This is a genomic window from Streptomyces sp. NRRL S-646 (genome assembly GCF_000720765.1).
GTDB lineage: Bacteria > Actinomycetota > Actinomycetes > Streptomycetales > Streptomycetaceae > Streptomyces.
This window is the reverse complement of the sequence record NZ_JODC01000022.1, coordinates 103409-124702: the sequence shown is the minus strand read 5'-3', so window position 1 is coordinate 124702 and position 21294 is coordinate 103409. Positions and strand designations below refer to the sequence as shown.

19 protein-coding genes and 1 pseudogene are annotated in these 21294 nt (G+C 70.5%); 18 read left to right on the top strand and 2 right to left on the bottom strand.

Features of this window, described 5'->3' with window-relative positions; translation table 11 throughout:
- From IH68_RS0141805 to nusB, 4 genes are all read left to right on the top strand, one after another.
- Positions 1-702 (top strand): AAA family ATPase (locus tag IH68_RS0141805; RefSeq protein ID WP_051833981.1); only part of this gene is annotated, 702 nt, incomplete at its 5' end.
- A gap of 207 nt (positions 703-909) precedes the next feature.
- Positions 910-2016: an aminopeptidase P family protein gene (locus IH68_RS0141800; RefSeq protein WP_030946866.1), complete on the top strand. Its 1107-nt coding sequence runs from the start codon at positions 910-912 to the stop codon at positions 2014-2016.
- Positions 2017-2067: 51 nt separating this feature from the next.
- The gene (gene efp / locus IH68_RS0141795; RefSeq protein ID WP_020117452.1) at positions 2068-2634 is read left to right on the top strand and encodes an elongation factor P; all 567 of its coding nucleotides are present in this window, start codon (positions 2068-2070) and stop codon (positions 2632-2634) included.
- A gap of 2 nt (positions 2635-2636) precedes the next feature.
- On the top strand, positions 2637-3071 hold the full coding sequence (gene nusB / locus IH68_RS0141790; RefSeq protein WP_030946863.1) for a transcription antitermination factor NusB: 435 nt from the start codon (positions 2637-2639) through the stop codon (positions 3069-3071).
- A gap of 189 nt (positions 3072-3260) precedes the next feature.
- On the opposite strand, the gene bldD is transcribed toward nusB, so the two are convergent.
- Positions 3261-3761, bottom strand: a complete 501-nt coding sequence (gene bldD, locus IH68_RS0141785; RefSeq protein WP_030946861.1) for a transcriptional regulator BldD — start codon at positions 3759-3761, stop codon at positions 3261-3263.
- Positions 3762-4014: 253 nt separating this feature from the next.
- Here bldD and pyrR point away from each other — a divergent pair, with 253 nt between their 5' ends.
- The 14 genes and pseudogenes from pyrR to IH68_RS0141715 all read left to right on the top strand — a co-directional run bounded on the left by pyrR (position 4015) and on the right by IH68_RS0141715 (position 20553).
- Positions 4015-4605, top strand: a complete 591-nt coding sequence (pyrR, locus tag IH68_RS0141780) for a bifunctional pyr operon transcriptional regulator/uracil phosphoribosyltransferase PyrR (protein ID WP_030946858.1) — start codon at positions 4015-4017, stop codon at positions 4603-4605.
- 81 nt (positions 4606-4686) lie between these two features.
- A complete protein-coding gene (locus IH68_RS0141775; protein WP_030946855.1) occupies positions 4687-5667 on the top strand; it encodes an aspartate carbamoyltransferase catalytic subunit in 981 nt (326 codons plus the stop codon).
- A gap of 5 nt (positions 5668-5672) precedes the next feature.
- On the top strand, positions 5673-6959 hold the full coding sequence (locus tag IH68_RS0141770; protein WP_030946853.1) for a dihydroorotase: 1287 nt from the start codon (positions 5673-5675) through the stop codon (positions 6957-6959).
- Positions 6956-7522 carry a hypothetical protein gene (locus IH68_RS0141765; protein WP_030946850.1) on the top strand — a complete coding sequence of 189 codons (567 nt, stop codon included), beginning with the start codon at positions 6956-6958 and terminating at the stop codon, positions 7520-7522. Before IH68_RS0141770 ends, IH68_RS0141765 begins: the two co-directional genes overlap by 4 nt.
- On the top strand, positions 7519-8676 hold the full coding sequence (gene carA / locus IH68_RS0141760) for a glutamine-hydrolyzing carbamoyl-phosphate synthase small subunit (protein ID WP_030946847.1): 1158 nt from the start codon (positions 7519-7521) through the stop codon (positions 8674-8676). The genes IH68_RS0141765 and carA overlap by 4 nt, the downstream gene beginning before the upstream one ends.
- Positions 8669-11977, top strand: coding sequence for a carbamoyl-phosphate synthase large subunit (gene carB, locus IH68_RS0141755; protein WP_030946844.1), 3309 nt, complete (start codon positions 8669-8671; stop codon positions 11975-11977). Before carA ends, carB begins: the two co-directional genes overlap by 8 nt.
- A 74-nt stretch (positions 11978-12051) precedes the next feature.
- Positions 12052-13158 carry a quinone-dependent dihydroorotate dehydrogenase gene (locus IH68_RS0141750; protein WP_030946842.1) on the top strand — a complete coding sequence of 369 codons (1107 nt, stop codon included), beginning with the start codon at positions 12052-12054 and terminating at the stop codon, positions 13156-13158.
- Positions 13155-14000 carry an orotidine-5'-phosphate decarboxylase gene (pyrF, locus tag IH68_RS0141745; RefSeq protein ID WP_030946838.1) on the top strand — a complete coding sequence of 282 codons (846 nt, stop codon included), beginning with the start codon at positions 13155-13157 and terminating at the stop codon, positions 13998-14000. Before IH68_RS0141750 ends, pyrF begins: the two co-directional genes overlap by 4 nt.
- A 310-nt stretch (positions 14001-14310) precedes the next feature.
- Positions 14311-14634 carry an integration host factor gene (locus IH68_RS0141740; protein WP_003977346.1) on the top strand — a complete coding sequence of 108 codons (324 nt, stop codon included), beginning with the start codon at positions 14311-14313 and terminating at the stop codon, positions 14632-14634.
- Between the two features lie 59 nt (positions 14635-14693).
- Complete coding sequence (gene gmk / locus IH68_RS0141735; protein WP_030946836.1) at positions 14694-15287, top strand: guanylate kinase; 594 nt, start codon at positions 14694-14696, stop codon at positions 15285-15287.
- 53 nt (positions 15288-15340) lie between these two features.
- Positions 15341-15613: a DNA-directed RNA polymerase subunit omega gene (gene rpoZ / locus IH68_RS0141730; RefSeq protein ID WP_003977348.1), complete on the top strand. Its 273-nt coding sequence runs from the start codon at positions 15341-15343 to the stop codon at positions 15611-15613.
- Between the two features lie 112 nt (positions 15614-15725).
- Positions 15726-16928 carry a bifunctional phosphopantothenoylcysteine decarboxylase/phosphopantothenate--cysteine ligase CoaBC gene (gene coaBC / locus IH68_RS0141725; RefSeq protein WP_030946835.1) on the top strand — a complete coding sequence of 401 codons (1203 nt, stop codon included), beginning with the start codon at positions 15726-15728 and terminating at the stop codon, positions 16926-16928.
- Positions 16929-17168: 240 nt separating this feature from the next.
- A pseudogene (locus tag IH68_RS50735) lies at positions 17169-18228 on the top strand (methionine adenosyltransferase).
- 171 nt (positions 18229-18399) lie between these two features.
- Positions 18400-20553 carry a primosomal protein N' gene (locus IH68_RS0141715; protein WP_030946831.1) on the top strand — a complete coding sequence of 718 codons (2154 nt, stop codon included), beginning with the start codon at positions 18400-18402 and terminating at the stop codon, positions 20551-20553.
- A gap of 180 nt (positions 20554-20733) precedes the next feature.
- Here IH68_RS0141715 and IH68_RS0141710 read toward each other — a convergent pair whose 3' ends face one another.
- Positions 20734-21276 (bottom strand): hypothetical protein, encoded by a 543-nt coding sequence (locus IH68_RS0141710; protein WP_030946828.1) that lies wholly within the window; start codon positions 21274-21276, stop codon positions 20734-20736.
- Positions 21277-21294 lie beyond the last annotated feature (18 nt).

Genomic DNA, 21294 nt, shown 5'->3' with positions numbered 1-21294 from the left:
GCACCGGGCTACCCCCAGGCGCCCGCCCCGCAGCACGCCCCGCCCCCGCCGCCCCCGGACACCACCGGCCACGTCCCGCTGCCCCCCGGCGGCCCCGTCGCGATGCCCAGCGCACCGCCCGCGACGACAGCGCCCGATCCCACCGCCACTACCCTCGCGGTGCTGCTCATCGGCCCCGCGGGCGCCGGCAAGACGAGCGTCGCCAAGTACTGGGCGGACCACCGCCGGGTCCCCACCGCCCACATCAGCCTCGACGACGTGCGCGAATGGGTCCGCTCCGGCTTCGCCGACCCGCAGTCGGGGTGGAACGACCACTCGGAGGCGCAGTACCGCCTGGCCCGCCGCACCTGCGGCTTCGCCGCCCGGAACTTCCTGGCCAACGGCATCTCCTGCATCCTGGACGACGCCGTCTTCCCCGACCGTCCGGTCGTCGGCCTCGGCGGCTGGAAGCGCCATGTGGGCCCCGGCCTCCTCCCGGTCGTCCTCCTCCCCGGCCTGGAGATCGTCCTGGAACGCAACGCGGAACGCTCCGGCAACCGCCGCCTCACCGACGAGGAGGTCGCCCGCATCCACGGCCGCATGGCGGGCTGGTACGGCTCGGGTCTCCCGATCATCGACAACTCACAGCTGGACGTCCCCCAGACGGCGAGGGTCCTGGACGACGTACTGGCTCGTTCGATCGCCAGCCCTCCGAACTGGTAAAGGCAGCGGACTGCACGGCTTCTTGGCTGCTGCCCGCTGGGGACTGCACGGTATTCAGGGCGCGGGGCTGTATCGGTGTGCGGCTCCGCCGCGTGGGCGCGACCAACCCCCACAGACCCGCACGGGCACTCAACATCAAGCGGCACCCCCATCCCCCAATCGGCACCCCAACCGGCACAAATCCCCCACCGCTCCTACGCTCATCTCATGTCAGAGGTGTACGCACTGCGCCGAGCAAGGCTGAGAGACCGCTGCAAGGCCGGCGGCAGCCAGTCCGCGCTGATCTCCCGCCCCGCCAATGTCCGCTACCTCGCGGGCACCGCCCCGCGGGGCGCCGTCCTGCTCCTGGGCAAGACCGACGACCTGCTGCTCTGCCCCGGCCCGCCGGAGGAGCGATCCGCCGAGGGCCGGCCTGACGAGGCGCTGCGCGTGCAGACCCTGCCCGGCAGCGCCGGCGATCCCGCGGTGGCCGCCGCCGACCTCGCCGAAGGCCAGCGGGCCGACACCCTCGCCGTGGAGGAACACCACCTCACCGTGGCCCGGCACCGGGAGATCCGCTCGGTCGTTCCACGGCTACGCCTGACCGATCTCGGCGGCGCCGTGGAGCAGCTGCGGGTCGTCAAGGACGAGGAGGAGATCTCCTGCCTCCGCATCGGTGCCGAAATCGCCGATCAGGCCCTCGGTGAGCTCCTGGAGTCCATCCTCGTCGGCCGCACGGAACGGCATCTCGCACTCGAGCTGGAGCGCCGTCTCGTCGACCACGGCGCGGACGGTCCCGCCTTCCCGACCTCCGTAGCCACCGGCCCCAACGCCGGCAGACGTGCCCACCGGCCCACCGACCGCCGCGTCGAGGAGGGCGACTTCCTCTCCGTCTGTCTGGGCGCCGCCTACCGTGGCTACCGTTGTGAGATCGGTCGTACCTTCGTCATCGGCACGTCTCCCGCGGACTGGCAGATCGAGCTGTACGACCTCGTCTTCGCCGCCCAGCGCGCCGGACGGGAGTCGCTGGTGCCCGGCGCGGCCTGCCGCGATGTGGACCGCGCCGCACGTCAGGTGCTGGATTCCGCGGGGTACACGGAGGGGCTCCCGGCCCTGACGGGGCACGGTGTGGGGCTCGAAATCGACGAGGACCCGCAGCTGGCCCCTGCGGCCATGGGTAAACTGGACGCTTGCGTGCCGGTCACCGTCGAACCGGGGGTCCACCTCCCGGGCCGGGGCGGCGTCCGGATCGATGACACGCTCGTCGTCCGCCCCGAGGCGGACGGCGGACCCGAGCTACTCACCATCACGACCAAGGAGCTGCTCGCACTCTAGGCAGGTGCGTGCGCCGGGGTCGTCCACGTCAGTCCAGGAGATTCCGCAACCGTGGCTTCCACGAACGACCTCAAGAACGGCCTGGTGCTCAAGCTCGAAGGCGGCCAGCTCTGGTCCGTCGTCGAGTTCCAGCACGTCAAGCCCGGCAAGGGCCCGGCCTTCGTGCGCACCAAGCTGAAGAACGTGCTCTCCGGCAAGGTCGTCGACAAGACGTTCAACGCCGGCGTCAAGGTCGAGACGGCCACTGTCGACAAGCGCGACATGCAGTTCTCGTACATGGACGGCGAGTACTTCGTCTTCATGGACATGGAGACCTACGACCAGCTGATGGTCGACCGCAAGGCTGTCGGCGACGCCGCCAACTTCCTCATCGAGGGCTTCACGGCCACCGTCGCGCAGCACGAGGGCGAGGTGCTCTTCGTCGAGCTCCCGGCCGCCGTCGAGCTCGTCGTCCAGGAGACCGAGCCGGGCCTGCAGGGTGACCGCTCCACCGGCGGCACCAAGCCCGCCACGCTGGAGACCGGCCACCAGATCCAGGTGCCGCTCTTCATCACCACCGGTGAGAAGATCAAGGTCGACACCCGTACGAGCGACTACCTCGGCCGGGTGAACAGCTAACCGTGGCTGCCCGCAACACGGCACGCAAGCGCGCCTTCCAGATCCTCTTCGAGGGCGACCAGCGCGGCGCCGACGTCCTGACGGTCCTCGCGGACTGGATCCGGCTCTCCCGGGACGACACCCGGCAGCCGCCGGTGAGCGAGTACACGATGCAGCTGGTCGAGGGCTACGCGAAGCACGCGAAGCGCATCGACGAGCTGATCGCGCAGTACTCGGTCGGCTGGACGCTCGACCGGATGCCGGTGGTGGACCGCAACGTCCTGCGCCTCGGTGCCTACGAGCTGATCTGGGCCGACGAGATCCCGGACGCCGTCGTGCTGGACGAGATGGTGCAGCTGGCGAAGGAGTTCTCCACGGACGAGTCGCCCGCGTTCGTCAACGGCCTGCTGGGCCGGCTCAAGGAGCTGAAGCCCTCACTGCGCCGGGACGAGGCGTAACGACCTGTTGCACCCCAGGTCGTAAGAGGCAGACATCGCCAGGGGGCCCGCAGCGCGACTGCTGCGGGCCCCCTGGCGTTCCCGTACCGGTGCGGCCCCTCAAGGCCGCAGAAAGCCGCCGGGGTGGCCGGAACCGTGAAGTTCCGGCCACCCCGGCGGCACGTTTCTGCTCAGAGCGGTCAGGCGATGTCAGACCTCTTCGTGGGCGACCGCGCGACGCGCGTCCGCGTCCAGCACGCCCCAGCTGATCAGCTGCTCGGTGAGGACCGAGGGGGACTGGTCGTAGATGACGGCGAGTGTGCGCAGGTCGTCCTGGCGGATCGACAGCACCTTGCCGTTGTAGTCACCGCGCTGCGACTGGATCGTCGCCGCATAGCGCTGCAGCGGGCCCGCCTTCTCGGCCGGCACGGTCGCCAGCCGCTCCAGGTCCAGGACCAGCTTCGGCGGCGGCTCGGCGGCGCCGCCAGGAGTGGTGCCCGGCAGCAGCTCCTGCACGGGGACCCCATAGAAATCCGCCAGCTCGGCGAGGCGCTGTACGGTCACGGCACGGTCGCCGCGCTCGTACGAACCGACCACGACCGCCTTCCAGCGTCCCTGACTCTTCTCCTCGACACCGTGGAGGGAAAGGCCCTGCTGGGTGCGGATGGCCCGGAGCTTGGCCCCGAGCTGTTTGGCGTATTCGCTGGACATATAGCTCCCCGGACACTGTGTCGACGCGGCTGCAGAGGTTCCGAGCCGCGCGTCTGGTAACTCACTGTGAGGTTACGCAGCGTGACTCTTCTGCGTCAAGCCGAATGGTCCACACCGACGCTTCCGTGACCGCCGTGGCTGATTACGCCATGGGGGTGATCGGGGGCGTCGGCGGGGCCTGCTACCGTGGATGGCGCAAATCCGACGTCCTTTAAGGTCCGTCCCGTGAGGCGGAGAAGGGGGTCCGTTTCGTATGGACAAGCAGGACACATCCGGAATTCCGGCGTCCGATGCGCGGCCGGTTCTCGAGGGCCCCGACATCGCGCGGGTGTTGACCCGCATCGCCCACGAGATCGTCGAGCGCGCCAAGGGCGCCGACGACGTGGTGCTCCTCGGCATTCCGACCCGAGGGGTCTTCCTCGCCCAGCGGCTCGCCGCCAAGCTCGAGGAGATCACCGACCGGAAGATCCCGGTCGGTTCGCTCGACATCACCATGTACCGCGACGACCTGCGCATGCATCCGCCGCGTGCGCTGGCCCGTACCGAGATCCCCGCTGACGGCATCGACGGCCGCCTGGTCGTCCTCGTCGACGACGTGCTGTTCTCCGGCCGCACCATCCGCGCCGCCCTCGACGCCCTGAACGACATCGGACGTCCGCGCGCCGTGCAGCTCGCGGTCCTCGTCGACCGCGGCCACCGCGAACTGCCCATCCGCGCCGACTACGTCGGCAAGAACCTCCCCACGTCGCTGCGGGAGACGGTCAAGGTCCAGCTCGCCGAGGAGGACGGTCGCGACACCGTGCTGCTCGGTGCGAAGCCGGCCGCCCCGGGCGAGCAGCAGTAGCACTCGGCCGTACAGCCCCGGGTGCGCTTCCGCGCGCACGTATGCCCGAATTCTCCTGAACTGCCTTACGGAGCCTGACAGATGCAGCGTCATCTCATCTCGGCCGCCGACCTCACCCGCGACGACGCCGTCCTGATCCTCGACACCGCCGAGGAGATGGCCCGGGTCGCCGACCGGCCGATCAAGAAACTGCCGACCCTGCGCGGCCGTACCGTCGTAAACCTCTTCTTCGAGGACTCCACGCGCACGCGTATCTCCTTCGAAGCCGCCGAGAAGCGCCTGTCCGCGGACGTCATCAACTTCACCGCCAAGGGGTCGAGCGTCTCCAAGGGCGAGTCCCTGAAGGACACCGCCCAGACCCTGGAGGCCATGGGCGTCGACGCCGTGGTCATCCGGCACGGTGCCTCCGGTGCGCCCTACCGCCTCGCCAACTCCGGCTGGATCGACGCGGCCGTCATCAACGCCGGCGACGGCACCCACCAGCACCCCACCCAGGCCCTGCTCGACGCGTTCACCATGCGCCGCCGCCTCGTCGGCCGGGACGCCGGGATAGGGCAGGACCTGTCCGGCAAGCGGATCACGATCGTCGGCGACGTGCTGCACAGCCGGGTCGCCCGCTCCAACGTCGACCTGCTGCACACGCTGGGCGCCGAGGTCACCCTCGTCGCGCCGCCCACGCTGGTGCCGGTCGGCGTCGAGCGCTGGCCCTGCGAGGTGTCGTACGACCTGGACGCCGTACTGCCCAAGTCCGACGCGGTGATGATGCTGCGTGTGCAGCGCGAGCGCATGAACGCCGCGTTCTTCCCGACCGAGCGCGAGTACTCGCGGCGCTACGGCCTCGACGGCGACCGCATGGCGCGGATGCCCGAGCACGCCATCGTGATGCACCCGGGCCCGATGGTCCGCGGCATGGAGATCACAGCCGAGGTCGCCGACTCGGAGCGCTGCACCGTCGTCGAGCAGGTCGCAAACGGAGTCTCCATCCGGATGGCCGTTCTGTACCTGCTCCTGGGCGGCAACGAGCCCGCCGTCACCCACGCCCGTACCACCGAGGAGAAGTAAGACCCATGAGCAAGATCCTGATCCGTGGTGCGAAGGTGCTCGGCGGCGAGCCGCAGGACGTGCTGATCGACGGCGCGACGATCGCCGAGGTGGGCGTCGGTCTGAGTGACGAGGGTGCCGAGGTCGTCGAGGCGGCCGGCAAGGTGCTGCTGCCGGGGCTCGTCGACCTGCACACCCATCTGCGCGAGCCCGGCCGCGAGGACTCCGAGACCGTGCTGACCGGCACGCGCGCGGCGGCGAGCGGCGGCTACACGGCCGTCTTCGCCATGGCCAACACCTTCCCGGTCGCCGACACCGCCGGCGTCGTCGAGCAGGTCTGGCGACTGGGCCAGGAGCACGGCTACTGCGATGTGCAGCCCATCGGCGCCGTCACCGTCGGCCTTGAGGGCAAGAAGCTCGCCGAGCTTGGCGCCATGCACGAGTCGGCCGCCGGTGTCACCGTCTTCTCCGACGACGGCAAGTGCGTCGACGACGCCGTGATCATGCGGCGGGCGCTGGAGTACGTGAAGGCCTTCGGCGGGGTCGTCGCCCAGCACGCGCAGGAGCCGCGGCTGACCGAGGGCGCCCAGATGAACGAGGGGATCGTCTCCGCCGAGCTGGGGCTCGGCGGCTGGCCCGCGGTGGCCGAAGAATCGATCATCGCCCGGGATGTCCTGCTCGCCGAGCACGTCGGCTCCCGCGTCCACATCTGCCACCTGTCGACCGCAGGGTCCGTCGAGATCGTCCGCTGGGCCAAGTCCCGCGGCATCGACGTCACCGCCGAGGTCACCCCGCACCACCTGCTCCTCACCGACGAGCTGGTGCGGACGTACAACCCGGTCTACAAGGTGAACCCGCCGCTGCGCACCGAGCGGGACGTGATCGCCCTGCGTGAGGCGCTCGCCGACGGCACGATCGACATCGTCGCCACCGACCACGCCCCGCACCCGCACGAGGACAAGGACTGCGAGTGGGCCGCGGCCGCCATGGGGATGGTCGGCCTGGAGACCGCGTTGTCAGTGGTGCAGGAGACCATGGTGGACACCGGACTGATCAACTGGGCCGGGGTCGCCGACCGTATGTCCTTCAAGCCCGCGCAGATCGGGCAGGCCACGGGGCACGGGCGTCCCGTCTCGGCTGGTGAGCCCGCCAACCTCACGCTCGTCGACACGGAATACCGTGGGTCCGTGGACCCCGCGGGCTTCGCCTCGCGCAGCCGCAACACCCCGTACGAGGGGCGTGAGCTGCCGGGCCGTGTCACGCACACGTGGCTCCGGGGCAAGGCCACGCTCGTCGACGGGAAGCTCACGTGACACCACTGCATCTGACGTATCTGGCCGCCGAGAAGAAGTCGGCCGTGGTCACCGACTGGGCCGGACGCATCGGCTGGCTCGTCGGACTCGCGCTCTTCGTCGCGCTCGTCTACTGGCTGATGCGCGAGGGCTGGAAGTGGCGCGGCACGCTCCAGGGTGACCTGCCGGAGCTGCCCAGCGCGCCGGACGAGCCGGGCGAGGCGAGACTGACGATGAGCGGCCGCTATCACGGCTCCACCACCGCCGGGCAGTGGCTGGACCGCATCGTGGCGCACGGCCTCGGCACCCGCAGCCGGGTCGAGCTCACGCTGACGGACGCAGGACTGGATGTCGTACGCCCCGGTGCGACCGACTTCTTCGTCCCGGCGGAGCAGCTGCGCGAGGCCCGGCTCGACAAGGGCATCGCCGGCAAGGTGCTGACCGAGGGCGGGCTGCTCGTGGTGACCTGGGCGCACGGCGAGCGGCTGATCGACTCCGGCTTCCGCTCCGACCGTGCGGCCGAGCACACCGAGTGGGCCGAGACCCTGAACCACATGATCAACAAGACGGAAGGCGCACGATGACAACCTCCACCAGGGGAGCCGCCAAGGTTCCCGCCGTACTCGTCCTGGAGGACGGCCGGATGTTCCGCGGTCGCGCCTACGGGGCCGTGGGGGTGACCTTCGGCGAGGCGGTCTTCTCGACCGGCATGACCGGCTACCAGGAGACCCTGACCGACCCCTCGTACCACCGCCAGGTCGTCGTGATGACCGCCCCGCACGTCGGCAACACCGGCGTCAACGACGAGGACCCGGAGAGCAAGCAGATCTGGGTCGCCGGATACGTCGTGCGCGACCCCGCGCGCGTGCCGTCCAACTGGCGCTCCCGTCGCTCGCTCGACGACGAACTGCGCCACCAGGGCGTCGTCGGCATCTCCGGCATCGACACCCGCGCGCTCACCCGCCACCTGCGCGAGCGCGGCGCGATGCGCGTCGGCATCTTCTCCGGCAACGCGCTGCCCGACGAGGGCACCATGCTCGCCGAGGTCCGCCAGGCCCCCGAGATGAAGGGCGCCGACCTCTCCGCCGAGGTCGCCACCAAGGAGGCCTACGTCGTCCCGGCGATCGGTGAGAAGAAGTTCACCGTGGCTGCCATCGACCTCGGCATCAAGGGCATGACCCCGCACCGCATGGCCGAGCGCGGCATCGAGGTGCACGTGCTGCCCGCCACGGCAACCGTCGAGGACGTGTACGCCGTCAACCCCGACGGCGTCTTCTTCTCCAACGGTCCCGGTGACCCGGCCACCGCCGACCACCCCGTCTCCGTCATGCAGGGCGTGCTGGAGCGCAGGACCCCGCTCTTCGGCATCTGCTTCGGCAACCAGATCCTGGGCCGCGCCCTCGGGTTCGGCACCTACAAGCTGAAGTACGGCCACCGCGGCATCAACCAGCCGGTGCAGGACCGCACGACCGGCAAGGTCGAGGTCACCGCGCACAACCACGGCTTCGCCGTCGACGCCCCGCTCGACAAGGTCTCCGACACCCCCTACGGCCGCGCCGAGGTCTCCCACGTCTGCCTCAACGACAACGTGGTGGAGGGTCTGCAGCTCCTCGACCAGCCTGCCTTCAGCGTCCAGTACCACCCCGAAGCGGCAGCCGGCCCGCACGACGCCGCCTACCTGTTCGACCGCTTCACCTCTTTGATGAGCACAGCACTGATGGAGGGCCAGCGTGCCTAAGCGCACCGATATCCAGTCCGTCCTGGTCATCGGCTCCGGCCCGATCGTCATCGGCCAGGCCGCCGAGTTCGACTACTCCGGCACCCAGGCGTGCCGCATCCTGCGCGCCGAAGGCCTGCGGGTCATCCTCGTCAACTCCAACCCGGCGACGATCATGACCGATCCGGAGATCGCCGACGCAACGTACGTCGAGCCGATCACCCCGGAGTTCGTCGAGAAGATCATCGCCAAGGAGCGCCCCGACGCGCTCCTGCCCACCCTGGGCGGCCAGACGGCCCTCAACACGGCCATCTCGCTGCACGAGGCCGGCACCCTCGACAAGTACGGCGTCGAGCTGATCGGCGCCAACGTCGAGGCCATCAACAAGGGCGAGGACCGCGACCTCTTCAAGGATGTCGTCGAGGCCGTCCGCCAGAAGATCGGCCACGGCGAGTCCGCCCGCTCGGTCATCTGCCACTCCATGGACGACGTCCTCAAGGGCGTCGAGACGCTCGGCGGCTACCCGGTCGTCGTCCGCCCGTCCTTCACCATGGGCGGCGCCGGTTCCGGCTTCGCGCACGACGAGGAGGAGCTGCGCCGCATCGCAGGCCAGGGCCTCACGCTCTCCCCGACCACCGAGGTGCTCCTGGAGGAGTCCATCCTCGGCTGGAAGGAGTACGAGCTGGAGCTGATGCGCGACAAGCACGACAACGTCGTGGTCGTCTGCTCCATCGAGAACTTCGACCCCATGGGCGTGCACACCGGCGACTCGATCACCGTCGCGCCCGCGATGACGCTGACCGACCGCGAGTACCAGATCCTGCGTGACATCGGTATCGCGGTCATCCGCGAGGTCGGCGTCGACACCGGCGGCTGCAACATCCAGTTCGCGGTCAACCCCGAGGACGGTCGCGTGATCGTCATCGAGATGAACCCGCGCGTGTCGCGGTCCTCGGCGCTCGCCTCCAAGGCGACCGGCTTCCCGATCGCCAAGATCGCGGCCAAGCTGGCCGTCGGCTACACCCTGGACGAGATCCCGAACGACATCACGCAGGAGACCCCGGCCTCCTTCGAGCCGACGCTCGACTACGTGGTCGTGAAGGCCCCGCGTTTCGCCTTCGAGAAGTTCCCGCAGGCCGACTCCACTCTGACCACCACCATGAAGTCGGTCGGCGAGGCAATGGCCATCGGCCGCAACTTCACCGAGGCCTTCCAGAAGGCGCTGCGCTCGCTGGAGAAGAAGGGCAGCCAGTTCACGTTCGTCGGCGAGCCCGGCGACAAGCACGCCCTGCTCGAAGAGGCGGTCCGCCCGACCGACGGCCGTATCAACACGGTCATGCAGGCCATCCGCGCGGGTGCCACGCAGGAGGAGGTCTTCGAGTACACGAAGATCGACCCCTGGTTCGTCGACCAGCTCTTCCTCATCAAGGAGATCGCCGACGAGCTCGCCGAGGCGCCCGAGCTGACCCGCGAGCTGCTGGCCGAGGCCAAGCGGCACGGCTTCTCGGACCAGCAGATCGGTGAGATCCGCGGACTGCGCGAGGACGTCGTGCGCGAGGTCCGGCACGCCCTGGGCATCCGCCCGGTCTACAAGACGGTCGACACCTGCGCCGCAGAGTTCGCCGCGAAGACGCCGTACTTCTACTCCTCGTACGACGAGGAGACGGAGGTCGCACAGCGCGAGAAGCCGGCTGTCATCATCCTGGGCTCCGGCCCCAACCGCATCGGCCAGGGCATCGAGTTCGACTACTCCTGCGTCCACGCCTCCTTCGCACTGAGCGACGCGGGCTACGAGACCGTGATGGTCAACTGCAACCCGGAGACCGTCTCCACGGACTACGACACCTCCGACCGCCTGTACTTCGAGCCGCTGACGCTCGAGGACGTCCTGGAGATCGTCCACGCCGAGAAGCAGGCCGGTCCGGTGGCCGGTGTGGTCGTCCAGCTGGGCGGCCAGACACCGCTGGGCCTCTCCCAGGCGCTGAAGGACAACGGCGTGCCGATCGTGGGCACCTCGCCGGAGGCCATCCACGCCGCCGAGGACCGCGGCGCCTTCGGACGGGTGCTCGCCGAGGCGGGCCTGCCGGCCCCCAAGCACGGCACGGCCACCACCTTCGCCGAGGCCAAGGCCATCGCCGACGAGATCGGCTACCCGGTCCTGGTGCGGCCGTCGTACGTCCTCGGCGGGCGCGGCATGGAGATCGTCTACGACGAGACCCGGCTGTCGTCCTACATCGCCGAGTCGACCGAGATCAGCCCCTCCCGCCCGGTCCTCGTCGACCGCTTCCTCGACGACGCCATCGAGATCGACGTCGACGCGCTCTACGACGGCCAGGAGCTCTACCTCGGCGGCGTCATGGAGCACATCGAGGAGGCCGGCATCCACTCCGGCGACTCGGCGTGCGCCCTGCCGCCGATCACGCTGGGCGGCTTCGACATCAAGCGGCTGCGGGCCTCGACCGAGGCCATCGCCAAGGGCGTCGGCGTCCGTGGGCTCATCAACATCCAGTTCGCGATGGCCGGCGACATCCTCTACGTCCTCGAGGCCAACCCGCGCGCGTCCCGCACCGTCCCCTTCACCTCGAAGGCGACCGCGGTGCCGCTGGCGAAGGCCGCCGCCCGGATCTCCCTGGGCGCGACCATCGCCGAGCTGCGCGCGGAGGGGCTGCTTCCGGCCAACGGCGACGGCGGCGAGCTCCCGCTCGACGCGCCGATCTCCGTCAAGGAGGCCGTCATGCCGTGGTCGCGCTTCCGCGACATCCACGGCCGCGGCGTCGACACCGTCCTCGGCCCGGAGATGCGCTCCACCGGCGAGGTCATGGGCATCGACTCCGTCTTCGGCACGGCGTACGCCAAGTCGCAGGCGGGCGCGTACGGCCCGCTGCCCACCAAGGGCCGCGCGTTCATCTCGGTCGCCAACCGCGACAAGCGCTCGATGATCTTCCCGGCGCGCGAGCTGGTCGCCCACGGCTTCGAGCTGCTCGCCACCTCCGGCACCGCCGAGGTCCTCAAGCGCAACGGCATCAACGCGACCGTCGTGCGCAAGCAGTCCGAGGGCACCGGTCCGAACGGCGAGAAGACCATCGTCCAGCACATCCACGACGGCGAGGTCGACCTCATCGTCAACACCCCGTACGGCACCGGCGGCCGTCTCGACGGCTACGAGATCCGTACGGCGGCCGTGGCGCGGTCGGTCCCATGCCTGACGACGGTTCAGGCGCTCGCCGCAGCCGTCCAGGGCATCGACGCCCTCAACCACGGCGACGTGGGCGTCCGTTCGCTCCAGGAACACGCGGAACACCTGACCGCGGCTCGCGACTAGCAGCCCTGAGGGGGACACCGGAAACGGTGTCCCCCTCTTCATGAGGTCACCTGAGACTTCAAGAGGACACCGACATGTACAAGCTTTTCTTCCGTCTGGTTTTCAAACGGATGGACCCGGAGCAGGCACACCACCTCGCCTTCCGCTGGATCCGCCTCGCCGCCCGCGTCCCCGTGCTGCGCACCTTCGTCGCTGCCGCCCTCGCACCGCGCTACGAGGAGCTGCGCACGGAGGCCTTCGGGCTGCGCATGCACGGGCCCTTCGGGCTCGCTGCCGGCTTCGACAAGAACGCGGTCGCGGTCGACGGCATGTCGATGCTCGGCTTCGACCATGTCGAGATCGGTACCGTGACCGGGGAGCCGCAGCCCGGCAACCCCAAGAAGCGCCTGTTCCGGCTCGTGAAGGACCGTGCGCTGATCAACCGCATGGGCTTCAACAACGAGGGCTCGCTGGCCGTCGCGGCCCGTCTGGCGTCCCGTGAGCCGGTTTTCAGGACCGTCGTGGGCGTGAACATCGGCAAGACGAAGGTCGTCCCGGAGGCGGAGGCCGTCGGCGACTACGTGAAGTCGACCGAGCGGCTGGCGCCGTACGCCGACTACCTGGTCGTGAACGTGTCGTCCCCGAACACTCCCGGCCTGCGCAACCTGCAGGCCACGGAGGCGCTGCGGCCGCTGCTGAGCGCCGTCCGCGAGGCCGCCGACCGCACCGTGACCTCCCGCCGCGTCCCGCTGCTCGTGAAGATCGCGCCGGACCTCGCCGACGAGGACGTCGACGCTGTGGCCGACCTCGCCGTCGAGCTCGGCCTGGACGGGATCATCGCCACGAACACCACCATCGCGCGCGAGGGCCTCGGTCTGAAATCCGAACCCTCGCTCGTGAAGGAGACCGGCGGACTGTCCGGCGCACCCCTGAAATCCCGCTCCCTGGAGGTGCTGCGCCGCCTCTACGCGCGCGTGGGCGACCGCATCACCCTCGTGGGCGTCGGCGGCATCGAGAACGCCGAGGACGCCTGGCAGCGCATCCTGGCCGGCGCCACCCTGGTCCAGGGCTACAGCGCCTTCATCTACGAGGGCCCCTTCTGGGGCCGCGCCATCCACAAGGGCCTCGCCGCCCGCCTCGGCACCAGCCCGTACGCCACCCTCGCCGACGCGGTCGGCGCCGACGTGAGGAAGACGGCATGAGCTCTCTCGAACCCTTCGGCGCACGCCTTCGCCGCGCCATGGACGAGCGCGGGGCGCTCTGCGTCGGCATCGACCCGCACGCGTCCCTGCTGGCCGAGTGGGGCCTGAACGACGACGTCGCCGGTCTGGAGCGGTTCAGCCGCACGGTCGTCGAGGCGATGGCCGACCGGGTCGCCGTCCTGAAGCCGCAGAGCGCGTTCTTCGAGCGCTTCGGCTCGCGCGGCATCGCCGTCCTGGAGAAGTCGGTGGCTCAGGCGCGGGCGGCCGGTGCGCTGGTCGTGATGGACGCCAAGCGCGGCGACATCGGTTCGACCATGGCCGCGTACGCCGAGACCTTCCTGCACAAGGACTCCCCGCTCTTCTCGGACGCGCTCACCGTCTCGCCCTACCTCGGCTACGGATCGCTCTCCCCGGCCGTCGCGCTCGCCCGGGAGAGCGGGACCGGCCTGTTCGTGCTCGCCCTGACCTCCAACCCGGAGGGCGGCGAGGTGCAGCACGCGGTGCGCGCGGACGGACGGAACATCGGGGCGACGATGCTGGCGCACCTCGCCGCCGAGAACGCGGGGGAGGAGCCCCTGGGTTCCTTCGGGGCCGTCGTCGGCGCCACTCTCGGCGACCTGTCGTCGTACGACCTGGACATCAACGGGCCGCTCCTGGCGCCCGGCATCGGCGCCCAGGGCGCGACCGCGGCCGACCTTCCCGGCGTCTTCGGAGCCGCCGCGTGCAACGTCGTGCCGAACGTCAGCCGGGCGGTGCTGCGGCACGGTCCCGACGCCGGGGCGCTGCGCGCGGCCGCGGAGCGCTTCGCGGAGGAGATCAGGGCCGCAGTGGGAGCCGTATGAGGTCTTCGCGACGGTCGTCGCAGGTGTTCGAGGCGCTCGCTCGAGTCCTCCGATGAGTGGTCGTCGGGTGCTTCGAGGCCCGCTTGAGTCTGAATACATCCTCAAATCCGGGGCATTATGTCCTAAATGTCCGTCCTGGCAGAGGCTGACCAGGACTTTTCCGCTGTTCTCGCTGACTCTGGCGCGCTCGCCCGCTAGTCTCCGACGAGAGTCACCGGGCGAGCGTGTTGCTCGTGGCTCCCCAGGTGTGGGGCGACTAGGTTCCTCACCGGTCCGTATCCGACAGTTCGACATCCGAGGTGACGTAGGCGTGGCTCTTCCGCCCCTTACCCCTGAACAGCGCGCAGCCGCGCTCGAAAAGGCCGCCGCGGCTCGCCGGGAGCGGGCCGAGGTCAAGAATCGACTCAAGCACTCCGGCGCCTCCCTGCACGAGGTCATCAAGCAGGGCCAGGAAAACGACGTCATCGGCAAGATGAAGGTCTCCGCCCTGCTCGAGTCCCTTCCGGGCGTGGGCAAGGTCCGCGCCAAGCAGATCATGGAGCGTCTGGGCATCTCCGAGAGCCGCCGGGTGCGCGGCCTCGGTTCCAACCAGATCGCTTCCCTGGAGCGTGAGTTCGGCAGCACCGGCTCCTGAGTCCGGGTACTCCGGACCGGGAGTCCCGGGCACTCCGGGATTGCTGGAATAATCGCTGCATGGCTGCAACATTCCGGGGGACGACCCCCGAGCCCCCGGACGTACGTCCGCGGCTGACCGTGCTCTCCGGCCCCTCCGGGGTCGGCAAGAGCACGGTCGTCGCTCATATGCGCAAGGAACACCCCGAGGTCTGGCTCTCGGTGTCGGCGACGACCCGCAAGCCCCGCCCCGGCGAGAAGCACGGAGTCCACTACTTCTTCGTCACCGACGAGGAGATGGACAAGCTGATCGCCAACGGCGAGCTGCTGGAGTGGGCCGAGTTCGCCGGCAACCGCTACGGCACGCCGCGTGCGGCCGTGCTGGAGCACCTGGAGGACGGCGTGCCGGTCCTCCTGGAGATCGACCTCCAGGGTGCCCGGCAGGTCCGCGAGACCATGCCGGACGGCCGGCTGGTGTTCCTGGCTCCACCCTCCTGGGACGAGCTCGTACGCAGGCTCACCGGCAGGGGAACCGAGCCCCCCGAGGTGATCGAGCGTCGTCTCGACGCAGCCAGGATCGAGCTGGCGGCCGAGCCGGAGTTCGACATGACCTTGGTCAACACCTCCGTCGAGGACGTGGCTCGCGAGCTGCTAGCCTTGATGGATGTCCTGTGATCACGAGTGATGTGATCACGACCGATCTTTTCCCATCCATCGGAAGGTAGAGCGTGTCCTCTTCCATCTCCGCGCCCGAGGGCATCATCAACCCGCCGATCGACGAGCTCCTCGAGGCCACCGACTCGAAGTACAGCCTCGTGATCTACGCGGCCAAGCGTGCCCGCCAGATCAACGCGTACTATTCGCAGCTCGGCGAGGGCCTCCTCGAGTACGTCGGTCCGCTCGTCGACACCCATGTCCACGAGAAGCCGCTCTCGATCGCCCTGCGCGAGATCAACGCCGGTCTGCTGACGTCCGAGGCCATCGAGGGCCCGGCGCAGTAGTACTTTCGTATTGCGGTTGGTTTTTCCACAGGCCCGACAGCGCGACTGTCGGGCCTGTGGTGTGTGATGGAGTCGTTGATGGACTCGTACGTTGCCGAGCCGGGGAGAGACGGTGGACAAGCCCAAGGTCGTGCTGGGGGTCAGCGGTGGCATCGCCGCCTACAAGGCCTGCGAGCTGCTGCGGAGGCTGAGCGAGTCCGGCCATGACGTACGCGTGGTCCCCACGGCCTCCGCACTGCACTTCGTCGGCGCCGCCACCTGGTCCGCCCTCTCCGGCAACCCCGTCTCCACCGAGGTCTGGGACGACGTCCACGAGGTCCCGCACGTCCGCATCGGGCAGCACGCCGACCTGGTCGTCGTCGCCCCGGCGACCGCGGACATCCTCGCGAAGGCCGCCCACGGCCTGGCCGACGACCTGCTCACGAACACGCTCCTGACCGCCCGCTGCCCGGTCGTCTTCGCATCCGCGATGCACACCGAGATGTGGGAGCACCCGGCCACCCAGGAGAACGTGGCGACGCTGCGCCGTCGCGGCGCCGTCGTCATCGAACCGGCCGTCGGCCGTCTGACCGGCGTCGACACCGGAAAGGGCCGCCTGCCCGACCCGACGGAGATCTACGCGATCTGCCGCCGCGTGCTGTCCAGAGGCGTCACCGAGCCCGACCTCAAGGGCCGGCACGTCGTCGTCAGCGCCGGCGGCACCCGCGAACCCCTCGACCCGGTGCGCTTCCTCGGCAACCGCTCCTCCGGCAAACAGGGCTACGCCCTCGCCCGCACCGCCGCCGCGCGCGGCGCCCGCGTCACGCTGATCGCCGCGAACACCGGCCTGCCGGACCCGGCGGGCGTGGACGTCGTCCAGGTGGGCACGGCCGTGCAGCTGCGCGAGGCGGTGCTGAAGGCGACTCCGGACGCCGACGCCGTCGTCATGGCCGCAGCGGTCGCGGACTTCCGGCCGGAGACCTACGCGGCCGGGAAGATCAAGAAGAAGGACGGCCAGGACCCGGACCCCATCGTGCTGGTGCGGAATCCGGACATCCTCGCGGAGATCTCGACGGAGCGCGCGCGCCCCGGACAGGTGATCGTCGGCTTCGCCGCCGAGACCGACGACGTCCTGGCCAACGGCCGCACCAAGCTGGAGCGCAAGGGCTGCGACCTCCTCGTGGTGAACGAGGTGGGGGAGCGCAAGACCTTCGGCTCCGAGGAGAACGAGGCAGTGATACTGGGCGCCGACGGCAGCGAGACCCCGGCACACCGCGGCCCGAAGGAACATCTGGCCGAAACTGTCTGGGACCTGGTGGCGGAGCGCCTCGGCTGAGTGCTTCATTCGCTTCTCGGTCCCCTCAAACCTCTGCCACCGGGTGTGGCGCCCCCTGGCCAACGCCCCTCGGTATTGGGCAGAATGCGCGTGCCGCAGGTCACAGCACTCCCGAGAGGCGAGACAGGGAGGCGGGTGGCCGAGCACGACCGATAAACTGTTCTCGGACGATGCCGGGCGCAGCCCCCGGGCCCGTCCGCCAATGATCAGCCAGCAGCCGCTGCAACCCCAGGGAGCGTTGTGTCCCGTCGCCTGTTCACCTCGGAGTCTGTGACCGAGGGTCACCCCGACAAGATCGCTGACCAGATCAGCGACACCATTCTCGACGCGCTTCTGCGCGAGGACCCGACCTCCCGGGTCGCCGTCGAGACGCTGATCACCACCGGCCTGGTCCATGTGGCCGGCGAGGTCACCACCAAGACGTACGCGGACATCGCGACCCTCGTCCGCAACAAGATCCTCGAGATCGGTTACGACTCCTCGAAGAAGGGCTTCGACGGCGCCTCCTGCGGCGTCTCGGTGTCCATCGGCGCGCAGTCCCCGGACATCGCCCAGGGCGTCGACACGGCGTACGAGAACCGCGTCGAGGGCGACGAGGACGAGCTGGACCGCCAGGGCGCCGGCGACCAGGGCCTGATGTTCGGCTACGCCACCGACGAGACGCCGACGCTGATGCCGCTGCCGATCTTCCTGGCGCACCGTCTGTCGAAGCGCCTGTCCGAGGTCCGCAAGAACGGCACCATCCCCTACCTGCGCCCCGACGGCAAGACGCAGGTCACCATCGAGTACGACGGCGACAAGGCCGTCCGCCTCGACACCGTGGTCGTCTCCTCGCAGCACGCGAGCCCCGATGGGCGACGCCGGCCTGACCGGCCGCAAGATCATCATCGACACGTACGGCGGCATGGCCCGCCACGGCGGCGGCGCCTTCTCCGGCAAGGACCCGTCCAAGGTGGACCGCTCCGCCGCGTACGCGATGCGCTGGGTCGCCAAGAACGTCGTCGCCGCGGGTCTCGCCTCCCGCTGCGAGGTCCAGGTCGCGTACGCCATCGGCAAGGCAGAGCCCGTCGGTCTCTTCGTCGAGACCTTCGGCACCGCCAAGATCGACCACGAGAAGATCGAGAAGGCCATCGACGAGGTCTTCGACCTGCGCCCGGCCGCGATCATCCGCGACCTCGATCTGCTCCGCCCGATCTACGCCCAGACGGCGGCCTACGGCCACTTCGGCCGTGAGCTGCCCGAGTTCACCTGGGAGAAGACGGACCGCGTGGACGCGCTGCGGAAGGCGGCGGGGCTGTAGGCTCCGCGGTTCTTCACCAGGCCCGGCTCCCTCGGGGAGCCGGGCCTTGGTGCGTTCCGGGTGCAATGGACGCGTGCGCCGGCCAGGTGGACCCCGTGCGGCATCCGTGATCCCCGGCCGGACTGGTCTCGGGCACCGACGTTGTCAGTGGCGTTTGGTAAGAATGCAAGCGTGAGCAGCGAGAACGGGTCGGTGGACGGTGGGGCCGAGGGTGCGCCGCCCGAGCAGCTTGCGCTCATCCGGGAGAGCGTGCGCAAGGCCGAGGTGCCCAGGGCCAAGCCGCGCACCTGGCGGGGGGCCGCGCTGGCCAAGGAGCTGCCTGTCGCGCGGGTGCTGGTCGACAAGGGGGTGCTGCATCTTGACCGGTACTTCGACTATGCGGTGCCGGAGGAGCTCGATGCAGATGCTCAGCCCGGGGTGCGGGTCCGGGTGCGGTTCGGGGCCGGGCGGCATCGAGTGCGGGAAGGGCGGCGCGAGGGCGGCGGGCTGATCGACGGGTTCCTTGTCGAGAGGCTTGCCGAGTCGGAGTATTCCGGGCCGCTTGCCGCGCTGGCCCAGGTGGTGTCTCCCGAACGGGTGTTGAGTGAGGAGTTGCTGGGGCTGTCCCGGGCTGTAGCCGATCGGTATGCGGGAAGTCTGGCCGATGTCCTCCAGCTCGCCGTGCCGCCGCGCAGTGCGCGGGCCGAGCAGCGGCCGTCGCCCGAGCCGTTGCCGCCGCCTGCGATGCCTCAGGCGGCGTCCTGGGTCCGGTACGAGCGGGGGGCCGGGTTTCTGGAGTCGCTGGCGTCGGGCGGTGCGCCGCGTGCGGTGTGGAATGCGCTGCCCGGGTCCGAGTGGAGCGACGAGCTGGCGCGTGCCGTGGCGGCGACGCTGGTCTCCGGGCGCGGTGCGCTCGTGGTGCTGCCAGACGGGCGGGCGGTCGCCCGGGTCGACGCCGCGCTGACCGCCCTGCTGGGGGAGGGGCGGCATGCGGTGCTCACCGCCGACGCCGGTCCCGAGAAGCGGTACCGGGAGTGGCTCGCAGTGCGGCGGGGGGCCGTCCGGGCCGTCATCGGGACCCGGGCCGCCATGTTCGCCCCGGTTCAGGATCTCGGCCTTGTCGCCATCTGGGACGACGGGGACGACAGCCACAGCGAGCAGCACGCACCCCAGCCGCATGCGAGGGAAGTGCTGCTGCTGCGGGCCGCCCTGGACAAGTGCGGCTTCCTGCTGGGCAGTTGGAGCTGCACGGTCGAGGCGGCGCAGCTGGTCGAGAGTGGTTGGGCCCGGCCGCTCGTCGCCGGGCGGGAGCAGGTGCGAGGGGCTGCGCCGCTGGTGCGGACAGTGGGGGACGGGGACCTCGCGCGGGACGAGGCGGCGCGGGCCGCCCGGCTGCCGACCCTTGCCTGGCAGGCCGCGAGGGAGGGGCTGCGGCAGGGGCCGGTGCTCGTGCAGGTGCCCCGGCGGGGTTACGTCCCTCGGATGGCGTGCGCCAACTGCCGGGCACCCGCGAGGTGCCGGCACTGCGCGGGGCCGTTGGAGGGGCAGGAGGCCGGGGCCGCACTGCGGTGCGGGTGGTGCGGGCGGGAGGAGAGCGGCTGGCACTGCCCGGAGTGCGGCGGGTTCCGGCTGCGGGCGCAGGTCGTGGGGGCGCGGCGCACCGCCGAGGAACTGGGGCGGGCGTTTCCCGCCGTTCCGGTGCGGACCTCCGGGCGTGAGCATGTGCTGGACACCGTGCCGGACGCGCCCGCGCTGATCGTGAGCACACCGGGGGCCGAGCCCGTCGCCGAGGGCGGCTACGCGGCGGCCCTGCTGCTGGACGGCTGGGCAATGCTCGGCCGGCCCGACCTGCGCGCCGGCGAGGACGCACTACGGCGCTGGATCGCTGCCGCCGCGCTCGTCCGGCCGCAGGGTGCCGGCGGCACCGTGGTGGTCGTCGCCGAGCCGACGCTGCGGCCCGTGCAGGCACTCGTGCGGTGGGATCCCGTCGGGCACGCGGTGCGGGAGCTCGCCGAGCGGGCCGAGCTGGGCTTTCCGCCGGTGTCACGGATGGCGGCAGTGTCCGGGGACGGCGAGGCGGTCGCCGAATTCCTGCGCGCGGCCGAACTGCCCCAGGAGGCCGAGGTGCTGGGACCCGTGCCGCTGCCGGTCACGTCAGCAGGGCGGCCGCGGCGGGCGGGGGCGCCCCCGCCCGGGGAGCACTGGGAGCGGGCACTCGTTCGGGTACCACCGGGGCGCGGAGCCGCACTGGCCTCGGCATTGAAGGCTGCGCAGGCTGCGCGGATGGCACGGGGGGCCGGAGAGACCTTGGTCCGGGTGCGGATCGATCCGCCTGACATCGGGTGAGGCGGTGGAGGTATGCCCCGCCGCCTCTCCCGAGGTGTGCCCAGCCGCGTTCCCCGGAGGCGCAGCCCACCCCGTTCCCCGGGGCGTGTCCCGCCGCGTTCCCCGAGGTGCACGGCATCCCCGTGCCCCGACGTGCGGCTGCCCTCCCGAGGCCGGCCGGGAGGGCAGGGGAGAGGTGGTTCAGCCGTTGCGGGGGCCGGGGAAGGCTGTTGGCCTGGCCTCGTCGCGGAGGGACGGGCTGCCGGCCGTCGGCTGGGTCGGCATGCAGCGCGCGGCGGGGACCGTCGGCACCGTCGGGATGCCGGTGTTCACACTGACCGTCCGGGAGCCCGCCGGCTCGGTGGCCCGCTCGGTCTCGGCGGCCGCCTGGGCCGCGGCACGACGGGCACCGTAACGGCGGTGGACCGCCTGCTTGGTGACCCCGAGTGCGGAACCCACCGCGTCCCACGAGAAGCCGAGGGAGCGGTCGAAATCGACCGCAGCCGTGACCAGGGTCTCGACACTGTCCCGCAGCTCCTGCGCGAGACGGACCGTCGGGGCGGGAGCGCGTCCGTACACGACGAAGCCCGTGGAGGGGCCGGAGCGGCGCGGGCGGTAGACATTGCCCAACTGCGCGGTGAGCGTGCGCAGTGCGTCCACCTGCCGGCGGACCCGCTCGATGTCCCGCACCAGCAAGTGCAGGCTGGCCCGAGCCTGGGCGTCGTGGGTTGCGTGGTCGGCCATGAACAAGCCTCTCGAACC

Coding starts and splice junctions, on each gene's coding strand:
- bldD (WP_030946861.1), bottom strand. CDS start 3,761: ATGTCCAGCGAATACGCCAAACAGCTCGGGGCCAAGCTCCGGGCCATC.
- pyrR (WP_030946858.1), top strand. CDS start 4,015: ATGGACAAGCAGGACACATCCGGAATTCCGGCGTCCGATGCGCGGCCG.
- IH68_RS0141770 (WP_030946853.1), top strand. CDS start 5,673: ATGAGCAAGATCCTGATCCGTGGTGCGAAGGTGCTCGGCGGCGAGCCG.
- carA (WP_030946847.1), top strand. CDS start 7,519: ATGACAACCTCCACCAGGGGAGCCGCCAAGGTTCCCGCCGTACTCGTC.
- IH68_RS0141800 (WP_030946866.1), top strand. CDS start 910: ATGTCAGAGGTGTACGCACTGCGCCGAGCAAGGCTGAGAGACCGCTGC.
- IH68_RS0141750 (WP_030946842.1), top strand. CDS start 12,052: ATGTACAAGCTTTTCTTCCGTCTGGTTTTCAAACGGATGGACCCGGAG.
- pyrF (WP_030946838.1), top strand. CDS start 13,155: ATGAGCTCTCTCGAACCCTTCGGCGCACGCCTTCGCCGCGCCATGGAC.
- gmk (WP_030946836.1), top strand. CDS start 14,694: ATGGCTGCAACATTCCGGGGGACGACCCCCGAGCCCCCGGACGTACGT.
- IH68_RS0141775 (WP_030946855.1), top strand. CDS start 4,687: ATGCAGCGTCATCTCATCTCGGCCGCCGACCTCACCCGCGACGACGCC.
- IH68_RS0141710 (WP_030946828.1), bottom strand. CDS start 21,276: ATGGCCGACCACGCAACCCACGACGCCCAGGCTCGGGCCAGCCTGCAC.